The organism is Lysinibacillus sphaericus OT4b.31 (assembly GCF_000392615.1).
In the GTDB taxonomy this organism is placed as follows: domain Bacteria; phylum Bacillota; class Bacilli; order Bacillales_A; family Planococcaceae; genus Lysinibacillus; species Lysinibacillus sphaericus_B.
On record NZ_KB933398.1, the window covers coordinates 263,696 to 278,543 of the forward strand.

The 14,848-nt window shown below is 38.1% G+C and carries 15 protein-coding genes; 8 read left to right on the top strand and 7 right to left on the bottom strand.

Annotated features, from left to right (window positions below):
• Window positions 1-104 precede the first annotated feature (104 nt).
• Entirely contained in the window at window positions 105-866 is a 762-nt protein-coding gene (map, locus tag H131_RS01220; RefSeq protein WP_010857217.1) for a type I methionyl aminopeptidase, read from the top strand.
• Between the two features lie 36 nt (window positions 867-902).
• Here the strand turns inward: map and H131_RS01225 are convergent, their stop codons facing one another.
• On the bottom strand, window positions 903-1,616 hold the full coding sequence (locus tag H131_RS01225; protein ID WP_010857218.1) for a hypothetical protein: 714 nt from the start codon (window positions 1,614-1,616) through the stop codon (window positions 903-905).
• Window positions 1,617-1,823: 207 nt separating this feature from the next.
• On the opposite strand from H131_RS01225, the gene H131_RS01230 reads away from it, so the two are divergent.
• Both H131_RS01230 and H131_RS01235 read left to right on the top strand, forming a co-directional pair.
• Window positions 1,824-2,651 (top strand): polyphosphate kinase 2 family protein, encoded by an 828-nt coding sequence (locus H131_RS01230; protein ID WP_010857219.1) that lies wholly within the window; start codon window positions 1,824-1,826, stop codon window positions 2,649-2,651.
• A 258-nt stretch (window positions 2,652-2,909) separates the two neighbouring features.
• The gene (locus H131_RS01235; RefSeq protein WP_010857220.1) at window positions 2,910-3,500 is read left to right on the top strand and encodes a GNAT family N-acetyltransferase; all 591 of its coding nucleotides are present in this window, start codon (window positions 2,910-2,912) and stop codon (window positions 3,498-3,500) included.
• A gap of 132 nt (window positions 3,501-3,632) precedes the next feature.
• On the opposite strand, the gene H131_RS01240 is transcribed toward H131_RS01235, so the two are convergent.
• From H131_RS01240 to H131_RS01245, 3 genes are all read right to left on the bottom strand, one after another.
• Window positions 3,633-4,196, bottom strand: a complete 564-nt coding sequence (locus H131_RS01240) for a beta-class carbonic anhydrase (RefSeq protein WP_010857221.1) — start codon at window positions 4,194-4,196, stop codon at window positions 3,633-3,635.
• A 186-nt stretch (window positions 4,197-4,382) separates the two neighbouring features.
• Window positions 4,383-4,517 (bottom strand): hypothetical protein, encoded by a 135-nt coding sequence (locus H131_RS25805; RefSeq protein ID WP_010857222.1) that lies wholly within the window; start codon window positions 4,515-4,517, stop codon window positions 4,383-4,385.
• A 138-nt stretch (window positions 4,518-4,655) separates the two neighbouring features.
• A complete protein-coding gene (locus tag H131_RS01245; RefSeq protein WP_010857223.1) occupies window positions 4,656-5,891 on the bottom strand; it encodes an aminopeptidase in 1,236 nt (411 codons plus the stop codon).
• A gap of 198 nt (window positions 5,892-6,089) precedes the next feature.
• Here H131_RS01245 and motA point away from each other — a divergent pair, with 198 nt between their 5' ends.
• On the top strand, window positions 6,090-6,893 hold the full coding sequence (motA, locus tag H131_RS01250) for a flagellar motor stator protein MotA (protein WP_010857224.1): 804 nt from the start codon (window positions 6,090-6,092) through the stop codon (window positions 6,891-6,893).
• Window positions 6,877-7,650, top strand: coding sequence for a flagellar motor protein MotB (gene motB / locus H131_RS01255; RefSeq protein ID WP_010857225.1), 774 nt, complete (start codon window positions 6,877-6,879; stop codon window positions 7,648-7,650). The genes motA and motB overlap by 17 nt, the downstream gene beginning before the upstream one ends.
• Window positions 7,651-7,705: 55 nt before the next feature.
• Here the strand turns inward: motB and H131_RS01260 are convergent, their stop codons facing one another.
• Entirely contained in the window at window positions 7,706-7,927 is a 222-nt protein-coding gene (locus H131_RS01260; RefSeq protein WP_010857226.1) for a DUF1128 domain-containing protein, read from the bottom strand.
• Between the two features lie 179 nt (window positions 7,928-8,106).
• Here H131_RS01260 and H131_RS01265 point away from each other — a divergent pair, with 179 nt between their 5' ends.
• Both H131_RS01265 and H131_RS01270 read left to right on the top strand, forming a co-directional pair.
• Window positions 8,107-8,433, top strand: a complete 327-nt coding sequence (locus H131_RS01265; protein ID WP_010857227.1) for a hypothetical protein — start codon at window positions 8,107-8,109, stop codon at window positions 8,431-8,433.
• 24 nt (window positions 8,434-8,457) lie between these two features.
• The gene (locus tag H131_RS01270) at window positions 8,458-9,363 is read left to right on the top strand and encodes a YihY/virulence factor BrkB family protein (protein WP_010857228.1); all 906 of its coding nucleotides are present in this window, start codon (window positions 8,458-8,460) and stop codon (window positions 9,361-9,363) included.
• A gap of 126 nt (window positions 9,364-9,489) precedes the next feature.
• Here H131_RS01270 and H131_RS01275 read toward each other — a convergent pair whose 3' ends face one another.
• Both H131_RS01275 and H131_RS01280 read right to left on the bottom strand, forming a co-directional pair.
• Window positions 9,490-11,394 carry a heavy metal translocating P-type ATPase gene (locus tag H131_RS01275; protein ID WP_010857229.1) on the bottom strand — a complete coding sequence of 635 codons (1,905 nt, stop codon included), beginning with the start codon at window positions 11,392-11,394 and terminating at the stop codon, window positions 9,490-9,492.
• Window positions 11,395-12,316: 922 nt separating this feature from the next.
• Entirely contained in the window at window positions 12,317-13,855 is a 1,539-nt protein-coding gene (locus H131_RS01280) for a fumarate hydratase (protein ID WP_010857230.1), read from the bottom strand.
• Between the two features lie 183 nt (window positions 13,856-14,038).
• On the opposite strand from H131_RS01280, the gene H131_RS01285 reads away from it, so the two are divergent.
• A complete protein-coding gene (locus H131_RS01285; RefSeq protein ID WP_010857231.1) occupies window positions 14,039-14,836 on the top strand; it encodes a YwqG family protein in 798 nt (265 codons plus the stop codon).
• Window positions 14,837-14,848 lie beyond the last annotated feature (12 nt).

Below are 14,848 nucleotides of genomic sequence, written 5' to 3' on the forward strand. Positions count from 1 at the left end.
ATAGTGCAGGCGGCTTTTCTGAGTTAATTAGCGCGTATTGTTCATTATTGTATTGTGGTTGTGATATATTAGAGTGTATATATTAGATGAAAGGGACGTTAAAAATGATTGTAAAAACGCAAGAAGAGATTGAAGCCTTTAAAAAAATCGGTCGTATCTGTGCTGAAATTCGTGAAGCAATGAAGGCTGCTACCAAACCAGGTGTGACAACACTTGAATTAGATGAAATTGCAGGTCGCATGTTTGCGGAAGCAGGAGCTATTTCTGGTCCAAAGGGAGAATATGATTTCCCTGGTTACACTTGTATTAGTGTGAATGAAGAAGTAGCGCACGGTATACCAGGAAGCCGTGTTATTAAAGACGGCGATATTGTTAATATCGATGTGTCCGGTTCGCTAAATGGCTATTTTGCCGATACTGGTATTTCATTTGTAGTCGGAGAAGGTTATGAAGATAAAGAAAAACTCTGCCGCGTAGCGAAAAGTGCTTTTGATCGTGCGATGACAAAGGTAAAAGCTGGCTCTAAATTAAACCAAATTGGGAAAGCTGTTGAGCGTGAAGCTTATGCCAACGATTTAACAGTCATCATGAACTTAACAGGTCACGGTTTAGGCCGTTCTTTGCATGATGAGCCCAATCACATTTTAAACTATTACGATGCATGGGATTCAACGATTATGAAAGAGGGAATGGTGTTAGCGGTAGAACCGTTCATTTCAGCCAAAGCAGAGCATATCGTCGAAGCTGGTGATGGCTGGACGTTTGTTACACCAGACAAATCATTAGTTGCCCAAATCGAGCATTCGATTATTGTTACAAAAGACAAACCAATCATTTTAACAACATTAGATGAAGAGTCAATTTAGTTAAAAAGTAAATACGAAAAAATCCTGCTTACCAAGTTATTTCTGGTAGGCAGGATTTTTTTTAATAAATTGTATACCGACAAGAAGCACACCACATAAAAACAAGGCTGCTGTTGTCACGAGTAATTCATCAAAGCCATTATGTAATGCAATACCTATATAGGCCCAGATAAAAACGCTCGGATAGACAATATCAAAGTGATGAAAGCGAATATGTAGCGCTATGGCAACGCCTATAGTCAGTAAGATAACTGCCCAAAGTGGATTGCTAAGACCAAAGCCGTTCCATTCATACGATGTTAATGTAAAACTTGCATTTGTCATCAGGGTAAATGTCGCCCATGCGAAATAGATTGAAAACGGCACTCGACCTGTCAGCGCATTATTGCTAAGTGGGTACGTATTGTACAGTAAAAATAAATAAATTACTAATATTAACGTAGTCAAAAGTGACACGATAAATAATTCCTGATGCCAAAACACTATGGCAAACGCCTGTAATATACTGACGCTACTAAAGAGAACAGTCTGTTTAATAGTTGTCTTTTTGAAATTCATAACTAACCAATAGCCGAGTAAAAAGTAAACTACAATCCAAATTACATAACTAACATTAAAAGGTGCAAACATAACGGGAAAACGATTAGAGATTTCTAACGAAGATTGACCATTTATTTTTATGAAATAGGATGAAAAGGTTAGGATGAGTGCGACAATATAAGAAATTGTCATCAAAATAAATTGAGGCATGGTTTCCTCTCCCTTCGTGTTAAATTGTATAGGGAAAAGACAAATAAGTATAGGACTGTCACAAATTTTCTATTTTCATTATAGCGGAAATTGGCAATAATGTATCGTCTTGTTTCGCCAAATTTATCTACAATTTGCCATTTGGATAGGCATCCATATATTTCTTTAGTACAATAAGATTATCCAAGTGTAAGGAGTGAAGTTTTAATGACTCAAAATTTAAAAAATCTAGACCTATCAATTGAACTAGATAAAAAAATGTATAAAAAGAAATTAAAAGTACTCCAATATGAAATGTTAAATGCCCAGCAGTTTTTACTGAACAATAAAATCGGGCTTATTTTAGTGTTTGAAGGTATGGATGCGGCAGGTAAGGGTGGCGCGATAAAGCGTCTGATCGAACGTGTAGACCCACGTGGTTATGTCGTGCATCCAATTTCTGCACCTCAACCACATGAACTTCGCTATAACTATTTACAACGTTTCTGGAGGAAGTTGCCACAGCATGGTCAAATCGCTATTTTCGACCGTTCGTGGTATGGACGTGTGTTAGTAGAGCGTATTGAAGGTTTCGCAACAAAGGACGAATGGGCTCGTGCATACGAGGAAGTTAATCAATTTGAAAAGCTTCTAACAGATGGCGACTATATTATCGTGAAGTTCTGGCTTCATGTGTCAGATGAAGAGCAGTTAAAACGTTTTAAAGAACGCGAACAAGATCCATATAAATCGTGGAAATTGACGGATGAAGACTGGCGAAACCGTGAAAAAACACCACAGTACATTGAAGCTGCAAATGATATGTTTGATAAAACAGATAAAAAGAATGCGCCATGGATTTTAGTGGCAGGCAACGATAAAAAACATGCGAGGGTTCAAGTATTACAAGAAACAATTGCACATATTGAGCAGGAAGCACAAAAACGTGGTTTACATTTAACCAATGTGTTAGATAAATCTTATTTAGAAGATGCTGAATCGTCTAGCATGGAAGTATTACGAGAGCAATCGAAAAAAGAAGAGCAAACAAAATAAATAATCGGAAAGATGCTGTGCTAACAAGACATGAGCTGTTTTAGTTGTAGCAGCATCTTTTTTTACATACAATAAAGTAAAACTTCAATCAGCGGGGTTTTGCACTAATGATTCGTTGAAAGCAATAGGACTTTTACGGCCAGTTAATCGCTCACAAAAGTGATAAGTACGACGGATTCAACTTGAGGTGGTCGTCTTACTGACCGTTGAGGCGAGATGAACATGTACTGACAATTATCGGAAGGCAAGTGTGGAGATATGGTATTAAAAATTTGGAATCTACTGAGGAAAAAGGGTGGAAATGTGGTATCGATTCAAGGGGGAAAATGCTACGTTCGCACATTCCAAGAAAAAGATGCACAAAATTTATCTGGTCTCGTAAGTCGCAATAAATACTTTTGGTCTACATATGAACCATTACAACGACCTGAATACTATACAGTGGACGCTCAATATAAAAAAATTCTAGAAAGCTTGTATTTAATGGATTCAAAGCGAGAATTTTCTTTCGGTATCTATGAGCAAGGTACAAATAACTTAATTGGGCATATTGCTCTCTATGCTGTAAAACGTTTGCCGTATTCAAGTGCATTTGTTGGCTATGCAATGGATGAGATTTATATAGGAAAAGGCATCGTAACAGAAGCAGTAGAATTGGTCGTTCGCTTTGCTTTTGAACAAATTGGCTTGCATCGCGTGGAGGCATACGTATCAACACAAAATAACGCTTCTATCCGTGTTTTAGAAAAATCAGGATTTCAACGAGAAGGGCTCCTAAGGCAGCTTTTGTACATTAACGGGCAATGGGTGGACCACTATATGTATGCGTGTGTAGATGAATCATCATGAAAAAGATGTGACTATCCTTCGAGATATCGACAGATAGTCACATCTTTTATTTTTAAAAGTATAGTTTAACTGCACGATTGAATATGCTAACACGACATCACATTGAAACCATGAAGCACAGAGCAGAAATGATTATTGTTTATTGCCGTCTTCTATTAAATCAAGACGACCTGTATTTGGATCGATTACTAAGCCGTGAACAGGCACATTTTTTACCATTAGTGGGTGATTACGAATTGTATCGACACTTTTTGTCACACTAGTCGCTACGTCACCGAAACCACGTAAAAACTCTTTTAAATCAATCCCTGAATATTCCATCATTTTAATGGTTTCTGGGTTAATACCACGCGCTACCATTTTGCTTAGCATAGCTTCTGGATCCACCGCACTCATACCACAGTCATAATGCCCAACGACATATACTTCATCTGCTTGTAGTTCATATACAGCTACAAGTAAACTACGCATAACCGCACCAAATGGGTGACTAACTAATGCCCCTGCACTTTTAACGATTTTAACGTCACCATTGCGTAAATTCATAGCTTTAGGTAATAGCTCTACAAGTCGAGTATCCATGCAAGATAAAACAACGATTCGCTTATCAGGGTACTTTGTTGTAATAAAAGGCTCATATTTTTTCTCTTGAACGAAATCCCCATTAAACTCTAAAATATCTTTTAACATTGTCATGAAAGATTGCTCCCTTCCTTACAGAAATATTTTAGAGCAAAAATATAAATATGCAAATAATAATGACAATTTTCGCGCAATTTTATGATAAAAAAAAGGAGTTTAGTAATTTATTTAGCGAATCGAAATAAAGATGTTACAAAAATGTGAAAAAACAGCTACGGTAAGTAGCTGTTTTGAATAGGCTTAGAATTTTTCGTTTGGCTTTGGATCTACAGTTACTGAAGATTTAGAATCTAAACCAACTTGTAGGTAGTGAATGAAGAATGCAACAGAAATTAATAAAACGACTGAAAAGCCAAGTACAGTTGTGATGAACATTGAAAAGCTCCTCTCTACTAATAAATCTACTATAATATTTACTCTCATTATACAATAGGTTGCTATGAAAATCTAAGGATAATTTATGACATCCATAACATACCTTGGCTAGAATACTATAAATAGGTGTCTATTTCTCTAGAAAGCCCAATTGCCATTGCGGAAAATTGGTTCGATTTGACCATTGTCCATTATCCCATCAATATTCATATTAGCAGAGCCAATCATAAAGTCAACATGTGTTAGGCTTTGGTTGAGACCATTTGCAAGTAACTCATCAGGAGACATATCTTTACCACCCTCAATACAAAATGCATAAGCGCTACCAATGGCTAAATGATTCGAGGCGTTTTCATCAAATAATGTATTGTAAAATAATAAACCTGATTGAGAAATAGGTGATTGATGTGGGACAAGTGCCACTTCACCAAGATAGTGAGCACCCTCATCTGTTGCAACAAGGGATTCTAAAATTTCTTGCCCCTGTTCAGCCTGCATCTCGATAATTCGTCCTTCTTTAAATGTTAATGTAAATTGATCGATAATATTACCACCGTAGCTTAATGGCTTCGTGCTAGATACATAGCCGTTTACACCTGTTTTTAACGGAGCTGTAAAGACTTCTTCAGTCGGCATATTTGCCATAAATGATTGTCCTTGTGTAGTGACACTACTACCACCTACCCATATATGTTTTTTTGGTAATGTAATAGTTAAATCAGTACCTGTTGCAGTATAGTGCAGTGCTTTATATTGTTTATTATTGAGGTAATCAGCCTTGTCATGTAATAATTGGTCATGTGTCCGCCAGGCATCAACTGGATTTTCTAGATTTGTGCGTGTAGCAGCGAAAATTGCCTCCCATAATGCCTCCATTTGTTCAGCTTCAGGTAAATTTGGAAAAACCTTCGCTGCCCAATTTTTAGAAGGTGCAGCAATAACTGACCAGCTAAACTTATCTGATTGCATTAAGCTACGGTAGTTTGCAAGTGCCTGACCGGATGCTTTTTGGAAGGTCATAATTTTCTCGCCATCAATCCCTTTTAGTAGGTCAGGGTTTTGCGAAATGATACTTATAAACGCAGCACCATGCTCAGCTAACCATTCACGTTCTTGAACTTTCCAAGGAGGGAAGAAATCGAATGTGTCTTTTGGTGCTGATTCAAAACGTGTCCGAACAAGTTCATCATCAGATATATCGACAAAAACTTGTTTTGCACCATTTTCATAAGCGAGTTTAGTAATTATCTGTGCTAATTTTATGTTATCCGTCGAACAACTCATATAGAGATATTGATTTTTCTGGATATTTACTCCTACTTTTACAGCTAATTCGGCATAACGTAGTAAATTTGTGTTAAATGATAATAACAAATTCTTAGCTCCTTTCGATTATGGACAATTTAGTGTACTATTCTTAATTCAATATAATCAAATATGGTCGAAATGTGAATAAAAAGCATTTATTACATCGAAAAATTAATGAATTACATTTATACTATATTATATCTTTATTTAAAATATGGAAAAATAGACGACATTAAGAGTGTAAGAAGATTTGGAGGTCCTAGAATGGATATATCGTCGGTAGTAGGGTTAATCATAGCGTTTATTGCGCTATTAACAGGAATGGTGCTGAAGGGTGTAAGCTTAAGTGCGTTTTATAACCCAGCAGCTATCCTAATCATCATCTTCGGTACAATCTCCGCTGTAACAATTGCCTTCCCTGTGAAGGAGTTAAAGCGTGTACCAAAGCTATTTAAAATTCTTTTCAAAGAAACTAAATTAGCAGATGATATTGAGATTATAAAAATGTTTTCACAATGGGCGGACTTAGCACGCCGTGAAGGGCTATTAGCACTTGAAAGTAAAGCCTCAGAAATTGAAGACCCATTCTTAAAAAATGGTCTTACATTAGCTATTGACGGTCAAAATGCAGATTATATACGTGACGTATTAACTGAAGAAGTAGAAGCTATGGAAGATCGTCATGCAAGTGGTGCTGCAATCTTTACACAAGCAGGTACATATGCTCCAACTTTAGGGGTACTTGGTGCGGTAGTAGGGTTAATCTCCGCATTGGCAGATATGAATGATATAGAGAAACTAGGGCATGCGATTTCGGCTGCCTTCATGGCAACTTTATTAGGTATCTTTACAGGTTACGTATTATGGCATCCTTTTGCTAATAAGTTAAAACGTAAATCTGCTGTTGAAGTAAAGCAAAAACGCATGATGATTGAAGGTATTCTTTCTGTATTAGAGGGAGAAGCGCCACGTGTAATTGAACAAAAATTATCTTCTTATCTAACGATGGAAGAGCGTCGTCAAATTTCTGGTGAAAGCGGGGCGGGCGGCCTTGGCAAAGAAAGCTAAGAAGAAAAAGCATGATGAGCATATCGACGAGTCTTGGTTAGTGCCTTACGCAGATATTTTAACGCTGTTATTAGCGGTATTCATTATATTATTTGCCTCAAGTTCGGTCGATCAAGAGAAGTTAGATAAAATGTCAGCAGTATTTAGTCAGGTATTTGATGGTGGAACGAGTTTTCTAGAACAGCCTTCACCGGTTCAAACGCCCGATGCCCAAAATGATGAAACACCACAGCAGACGCAGCAAAACTCAGCTTATTTAAAAGATCAGAAAGAGTTGGCGGAAATCAAGGACAGTGTTGATAATTTCATCGCGGTTAATGAGATGGAAGGTCAGTTCGCAACAGAAATGACGGATGAAGGTTTATTAGTAACAATTCGTGATAGCATACTATTCGATCCAGGTAAAGCAACGATTAAACCAGAATATATTCCAACTATTCAAGAGCTTGCGGCCGTATTAGTATCAGATCCAGCACGTAATATTGTTATTACAGGGCATACAGATAATGTTCCTGTAGGTCCAAATTTCTCGTCAAATTTAGAGTTATCATTAATGCGTGCTTCAAATTTCTATCTTGAACTAACAGCTAGTAACGCACAACTAGATTCAAAGAAATTTAGTGCTAAAGGTTACGGTGAGGATCAAGCCATTGCACCAAATGATACGGCTGAAGGCCGGGCGAAAAACCGTCGTGTGGAAGTATTGATTCAGCCATTTGTCGCAGAAGACGGTTCATCTACAACAAATAAGCAATAAATAAAAAAGCTATTAGCAACAGGCTTTATGCCATAGCTAATAGCTTTTTTTCTAATTATTTACGTAGTGAGCCTAATTCTGCAACGATAGCTTGCATTTCACTCGGGCTAAATGTGTCGCGCTTCATAACCATTTCGTAGAGATAGACTAGATCTTCATAATTTGCTTCATCGAAATTCTCTGATTTCATCGCATCGACATTTACCATGCGAAGTTTATCTTTCATTTGATCGACCATATAAATAACATTTTCTTTTGATGGTATTGATAAATCCATTTAGTTAAACCTACCTTTCAAAGTCCTCGCCAATATCATTTCATTGAATAAAAAAATTGTCAACACTGTATTTAAGCATTGCTTTAAAAATAGGTTGTTATTGGGTAGAATAAAGGCAGCAAGTTGTTTATTTGTCATTTATAAGGGAATATACAGTACACAAGTAGGGGGTTTTTAATATGGGACAAAGTAAATTATTAGCATCCATCATTATTGGTGCCACAGTGGGTGCGGCATTAAGCATGCTTGATCGCACAACACGTGAAAAAACAGTAGCTACTACGAAAAAGGCGACTGCAGCAGTATCGTATTACGCAGCGAATCGTGGCGAATTACAAGATTTAATAGAGGAAAAAGTATTAGCTGCTCAAGTGCTCTGTGAAAGTGTAACCGACAACGTCAACATGGTAGCAGAAAAAGTTGATGAATTTAAAGAATTACCTTCCACTATTCAGGGTATGATCAGTGATACAAAATCTGCCTTCTCTTCACCAAATAAAGAATAAGTTGTAGTAAAGGAGGAGATTTGTATGGAAAAGAAGAAAGTCTCGGTGAATACAGCATTTGGTTTAGTCAAATCGTTTGTCTCTCCAAATGAAGATTCTGTAGATGTCATGACGCCAAAGGGCTTTGTACAAGATTTGATGCTACGAATACAACGCGTGGAAATATCAGCTCTTGCCGCACAACTGGCGTATTTCTTTTTACTATCTTTCTTCCCACTACTTATTTTCCTAGTTACACTGTTACCATATCTAAATTTAGAAACAACACAAGTTTATTCTTTTTTAGTGAATGTCGTGCCAGATGAAGTATATCGATTGATCGAAAATACATTAAACGAAGTATTAACAAATCGCAATAGCAGTTTGTTATCCATTGGTGTAATCGGTACAATATGGTCCGCTTCCAAGGGAATTAATGCCTTGATTAGGGCTTTAAACAAAGCCTATGATACGGAAAGCAGGGGAGGCATCTTAGATCGAGGGTTATCCCTAGTCTTTACAATAGCGTTTGTAATCGTATTAGGTGTCGCCCTGCTATTACCGGTTTTTGGACAACAAATTGGACATTTTTTATTTTCGATAGTCGGAATAGAAGAAGAATTTGCATCCCTTTGGCATAATATACGCTTGTTCATGCCACCATTACTGATTTTTGCTGTTTTAATGGGCATTTACTGGTTTGTACCGAATACAGATCCACGTTTGAAATTAATGGGCGTGTGGCCAGGGGCAATGTTCTCTACACTTGCTTGGTTGGCAGTAACATATGGTTTTTCTTTTTACATTAGTAATTTTGGAAACTATTCTGCTACATACGGTAGTATAGGCGGTGTCATTATTTTAATGCTATGGCTGTATTTCACAGGAATGATTTTAATATTTGGTGGTGTATTGAATGCCACAATGCAAAAAAGAGCATTACAAAAATAGCCGGATGAGCATCGCAAATTACAAAAATTATCATGACAATAACACAGCCCCACTATCACAATTTTGTGATGTGAGGCTGTTTTACGTATAGGGAGTAGCGTGACTAGCGTTGGAAAAACACTGCTGTTATACATTTTTATTAAGCATACGTAAGCCATTTAAAATAACAAGAATCGTACTACCTTCATGACCAATCACACCTAGTGGCAAGTCAACAAGCTGTAAAAAGTTAGAAGCTATTAATAATATAATGATACCGATAGAGAACATGATATTTTGTTTGACGATACGTTGCATTTTGCGCGATAGGCGAACAGCATAGGCAATCTTAGATAAGTCATTTTTCATTAAAACTACATCTGCAGTTTCTAAAGCAACGTCGGTACCTTCTCCCATCGCAATGCCAGTAGTGGCAGTTGCTAAAGCAGGAGCATCATTAATGCCATCTCCAACCATGCCTACGTATTTATATTGACGAAGAAGGTCTTTCATTTCAGTAACTTTTGTTTCAGGAAGACATTCCGCTACATAATCATTTACGCCTGCTTCTTTTGCAATGACCTTTGCAGTTTTTTCATTGTCGCCTGTGAGCATGACTACATTAATACCTAACTCTTTTAGTAATGTAATGGCTTTTTTTGCTTCATTACGAACAGTATCCTTTAAAGCGGTAAGTGCAACGATGCCTTCGTTGTCACGAATGAAAATAACTGTTTTTCCTTCTGCGGCAAGTAAAGCTGCGGCACCATCTGCAAATGCATGGGCTTCTTCTCTGCCTACAAAGTCTGGTTTCCCCACTAAATACTCCGTTTCATTGACAAAGCCCTTTATCCCCCAGCCAGGTATGTCTTCAATAGTTGTCTGTGCATATTGCGTGAAACCTTCAGCTTTTGCATAGGAAGTGATGGCTTGTGCTAATGGGTGATTCGACTGTGCTTCAATACTTGCAAGGATGCTCATTGTCGTACCTCTATCCAATCCTTCGCGAACGATGAAATCAGTGACGACTGGTTTCCCTAGTGTTAAAGTACCTGTTTTATCTACTGCTAATGCACGTAATACGCTTAAATGTTCTAAATGTAAACCGCCTTTAAATAGCAAGCCATTTTTAGCTCCGTTTGAAATGGCAGCTAGTGTGGCTGGCATAATCGATGCGACAAGCGCACAAGGTGATGCAACTACTAACAAGACCATTGCTCGGTAAAACGTTGTTGTCCAGTCCCAACCAAGTAAAAAGTGGGGGAGAAACATCATAAGAGCAACCGTCAGTAATACGAACTTTACATAAGTACCTTCAAATTTCTCGATGAATTGTTGAGAAGGTGATTTTTCACTTTGCGCACTTTGCACAAGGCTAATAATTTTTTGAAACAATGTTTCAGAATTTGGCTTTGTCATTTCCATTGTAATCGCACCGTTTAAGTTGACTGTTCCTGCGAATACCTCATCGCCTTCGCCTTTAGCAACAGGGAGAGGCTCACCGCTAATAGCTGATTCGTCAATAGAAGACTGTCCTTTGAAAATCACACCATCTGCTGGTACACGTTCACCAGGTTTAATAAGTAGGTGGTCACCAATAGTTAATGTAGCAACTGCAACTTTCATTGGCTCAAAGCCACCACGTACTAGCCAAGCCTCTTCAGGTTGTAAATTCATCAGTGCTGAAATTTCACGATGACTTTTATTCATGGCATATGTCTCTAATGCACCACTTACAGCAAAGATAAAAATCAAGATGGCTCCTTCAGTCCAGTAGCCGATTGCAGCTGAACCGATTGCGGCTAATACCATAAGTAGTTCGACATTCAACTTTTTATCTGCAAGTGTTTCTTCAACACCTTCTTTTGCTTTCGCAAAACCCCCGACACAAAATGCAATCATATATAAAAGAACGGAAGCGGTTGTTTGATCGCTAGAATCCAAACGCCAAGCAAGTAAAATGAAAAATCCTGCTACGATAGCGGCAATTAGTTCAGCATGTTCTTTTGCTTTCTCAATTAGATTAATATTTTCTTGATTAGAGTAATCCATTTATATCCCTCCTGATAATGAAAATCAATATCAAAACCCTTAATAAACAAAGAAATTCAGTTTTTTATAGTTAGAAAGAAATTTTACTTCTTTCTTTGTAATTTAGAATTATTATAACAAAGGAATTTGGAAAAAGAAAGTAAGAAGTTGATGAGTATCGTTAAAGGCTGTCAATGAGGCATCGAATTATTTAGTTGATCACCTTTGCGCGGGGGTGATGCCATTTTGGCTGAGCGTTTTCCGGGTGTGTCCGCTGACTGGCTTTGGGGCAAACAGCATGTTTGTCAGACGTGCGGATACTCCGCTTTAAGTTAATGGTTTTTGCTTTACATACAAAAGATCTTTTCGATAATTTGTCCAGAATAGAAAAAAAGGCACAGAATATTCACTAGGAATATTCTGTGCCTTTAAATGTGCGCCCGGCATGCGTATGAACTATAGGGTGCAAGTCCCGAACCCCGAAGACAGAAGTAGAGGTTAGCCAAGAGCAAGGGTGTCCGTGGCGACGCGGAATCTGAAGGAAGCTGGAGGCAAAACACCGGTCCGAGGAACACGAATCTCATATAAGGCTAGGTATGATTGGATGAGTTTGCATTACAAAACAAAGTCCTTTCTGTCGAAGGTCATATCGAGTAAATGAGGCGGATAGATGGTGTGAAAGTGCATACGCTTACCCGGGGAGGTCTGATGGAAACGTGAAGTACCCTTCATAACCTACTTGGTGACAAGTAGCTGAACCATCAGAAGTCAGCAGAGGTCATAGTACGAAACTTTGCGTTATTCATCTTAATTGAACCGCCGTATACGGAACCGTACGTACGGTGGTGTGAGAGGTCGGGAGTTAATCACTCCCTCCTACTCGATTTTGTGCAGAAATTACAATTAATTATTACTTAAAATAACTAAAGGAATGCTAGCCTTATTAGAAAATGCGTTCAGCGTGAAGGGCTAGTTTCTCTAGCGAGGATTTGTCTACATCAGCGTGTAATGAGTTACCGTGTGAATCCATTGTAACGACTGCTGTGAAGCCTTCAACATTTAAATGCCACATAGCTTCTGGAATACCAAATTCCATTAAGTCAACGCCATCTACACCTTTAATACAATCTGCATAGTACTGTGCAGCGCCACCGATTGCATTTAAGTATACGCCACCATGTTCGCCAAGAGCTTTTAATGTTTTTGGTCCCATACCGCCTTTACCAATTACAGCACGGATACCAAATTTTTTCATGATGTCTCCTTGGTATGGCTCCTCACGAATAGAAGTAGTTGGACCAGCAGCCTTAACTGTCCAGTTGTCCTCTTCGTCTTTGGCCATTACTGGGCCGCAGTGATAAATAACTTGTCCATTTAGATCAACTGGTGCATCATGACTCATTAAGTGATGGTGGATTGCGTCACGGCCAGTATACATGCGACCAGTGATAGCAACAACGTCACCCACTTTTAATGCACGAATTTGTTCTTCAGTAATAGGTGCAGTTAGTTCAACTACATCTGTTGAATTATCTTCTGCTGTTGCAGCAACTTCATTTTCTTTGAATGTGATTTTTTCACCATCTTGGTAGTGCCAGTTAATGATTTCACCTGTTTCAGGATTGATGTCGATTGCCATACGACGGTATGCCCAACAGTTATATGCTACAGATACATAGAAAGAAGCAGGAATACGGTGCATAACGCCTATTTTACAGCCAAGTAAAGTTGCTTCACCGCCGAAGCCCATTGTACCGATACCGAATGTATTTGAAGTTTTTACTACATATTCTTCTAGTTTTGCAAGATCTGGATTTGGGTTTGTATCTTCTACATGACGGAATAATTGTTCTTTTGCAAGATCATATCCAGAAGAACGGTCACCACCGATTCCAACACCGATGAATCCTGCTGAACATCCTTGACCTTGTGCTTGATATACAGAGTGAAGGATACACTTGCGGATACCATCTAAGTCACGACCAGCGCGGCCAAGGCCATCAATCTCACATGGTAAGCTGTACTGGATATTTTTATTTTCACAGCCGCCACCTTTAAGAATTAATTTAATCGTAATATAGTCTTTTTCCCATTGTTCGAACTTCATAACAGGTAGACCATCACCAAGATTATTACCACTGTTTGCGCCAGTTAATGAATCAACAGCATTTGGACGTAATTTAGCGTCAGCCGATGTGTCATTAATAGCTTTTTTAATGGCTTCTTTAATTTCTAATTGGTTTACACCAACAGGCGTGTAAATTTTGAATGTTGGTAGACCAGTATCTTGACAGATTGGTGATACGTTATCTTCTGCCATAATAATATTATTTGAAATTGTGTCTAAACTCATTGCTGCACGTGTGCCAGCATTTTCAGCTTCTTTGGCCTTTTTAATAGCGCGACGCACGTCTTTAGGTAAGTTCGTAGACGTTTCAGTAATTAAATTGTAAAGACTTTTCTCCAAAGTTTGTAGATTCATTTGGTATTGCCCCCCATAGAAAAAATTGATTATTTCCACACTACATTATACTCTTTTAGACTAATGAAAAAAAGAGTACTTCTACTTGTACTCGGAATTAAAGACGCATTCATAAAAAAGACACTTGCTAACAAAGAACGTTTGTTCTAAAATGGTGGTAAAACTACTTTAGGGGGTACGTGTATGTCTGTAAAGAAACTTGAATTACCTGAAGCATTTGAAAGATTTAGAGAAGTGATGGAAGAAACGATACAACCATTTATAAATATAGTAACAGAGCAACGAAAGACATCCTTATTTGAAAGCAAATTTGAAGGGGAGCCGTATTTTCCGCTGACAATGGCGTATCCGAAAAATGCCGAAGGGCAACCATTAAAACTATTAGCGCAAATTAATTTTGCATATGTGCCGAAGCATGTGCCAAACTTTCCAACAGAGGGAATTTTGCAATTTTATATCGATGCACATGATGATGTTTTAGGAATGAATTTTGATAATGGCCAAAATCAGCAAGGTTTTCGTATCATTTTTCACGAACAGATTGAGGTGGATGCGTCACAATTAATACAAGACTTCTCATTTGTCGATACTAACAAAGAAGACATGTACTTTCCGGTTGAAAAAGAAATGGCGTTGTCCTTTGAAACGGGTTATGAAGCATTATCTGCAAATGATTTCCGAGGCACTACGCACTACGCAGCTATTTTTGCGTGTATAGAAGAGGATGATGATCTAATGGATGAGTTTTATGAAACATTGGATAGCACTGGTCATAAAATCGGTGGTTATCCATTTTTCACACAAGAAGATCCTCGAGCATACGGAGAAAATACAGATTCGCAGATTTTATTATTACAGGTGGATAGTGTGGGAGACCACATAATGTGGGGAGATGCCGGAGTAGGCAACTTTTTTATAACAGAGGATGAGCTAAAGCGAAGAGATTTTAGCCGTGTTCTCTATAATTGGGACTGCCATTAAAAAGCAAGCGGG

What these genes read in the sequence shown, in the direction of transcription:
- map (WP_010857217.1), top strand. Translation starts at nt 105, where the DNA reads ATGATTGTAAAAACGCAAGAAGAGATTGAAGCCTTTAAAAAAATCGGT.
- H131_RS01225 (WP_010857218.1), bottom strand. Translation starts at nt 1,616, where the DNA reads ATGCCTCAATTTATTTTGATGACAATTTCTTATATTGTCGCACTCATC.
- H131_RS01230 (WP_010857219.1), top strand. Translation starts at nt 1,824, where the DNA reads ATGACTCAAAATTTAAAAAATCTAGACCTATCAATTGAACTAGATAAA.
- H131_RS01235 (WP_010857220.1), top strand. Translation starts at nt 2,910, where the DNA reads ATGGTATTAAAAATTTGGAATCTACTGAGGAAAAAGGGTGGAAATGTG.
- H131_RS01240 (WP_010857221.1), bottom strand. Translation starts at nt 4,196, where the DNA reads ATGACAATGTTAAAAGATATTTTAGAGTTTAATGGGGATTTCGTTCAA.
- H131_RS25805 (WP_010857222.1), bottom strand. Translation starts at nt 4,517, where the DNA reads ATGTTCATCACAACTGTACTTGGCTTTTCAGTCGTTTTATTAATTTCT.
- motA (WP_010857224.1), top strand. Translation starts at nt 6,090, where the DNA reads ATGGATATATCGTCGGTAGTAGGGTTAATCATAGCGTTTATTGCGCTA.
- H131_RS01260 (WP_010857226.1), bottom strand. Translation starts at nt 7,927, where the DNA reads ATGGATTTATCAATACCATCAAAAGAAAATGTTATTTATATGGTCGAT.
- H131_RS01265 (WP_010857227.1), top strand. Translation starts at nt 8,107, where the DNA reads ATGGGACAAAGTAAATTATTAGCATCCATCATTATTGGTGCCACAGTG.
- H131_RS01270 (WP_010857228.1), top strand. Translation starts at nt 8,458, where the DNA reads ATGGAAAAGAAGAAAGTCTCGGTGAATACAGCATTTGGTTTAGTCAAA.
- H131_RS01275 (WP_010857229.1), bottom strand. Translation starts at nt 11,394, where the DNA reads ATGGATTACTCTAATCAAGAAAATATTAATCTAATTGAGAAAGCAAAA.
- H131_RS01280 (WP_010857230.1), bottom strand. Translation starts at nt 13,855, where the DNA reads ATGAATCTACAAACTTTGGAGAAAAGTCTTTACAATTTAATTACTGAA.
- H131_RS01285 (WP_010857231.1), top strand. Translation starts at nt 14,039, where the DNA reads ATGTCTGTAAAGAAACTTGAATTACCTGAAGCATTTGAAAGATTTAGA.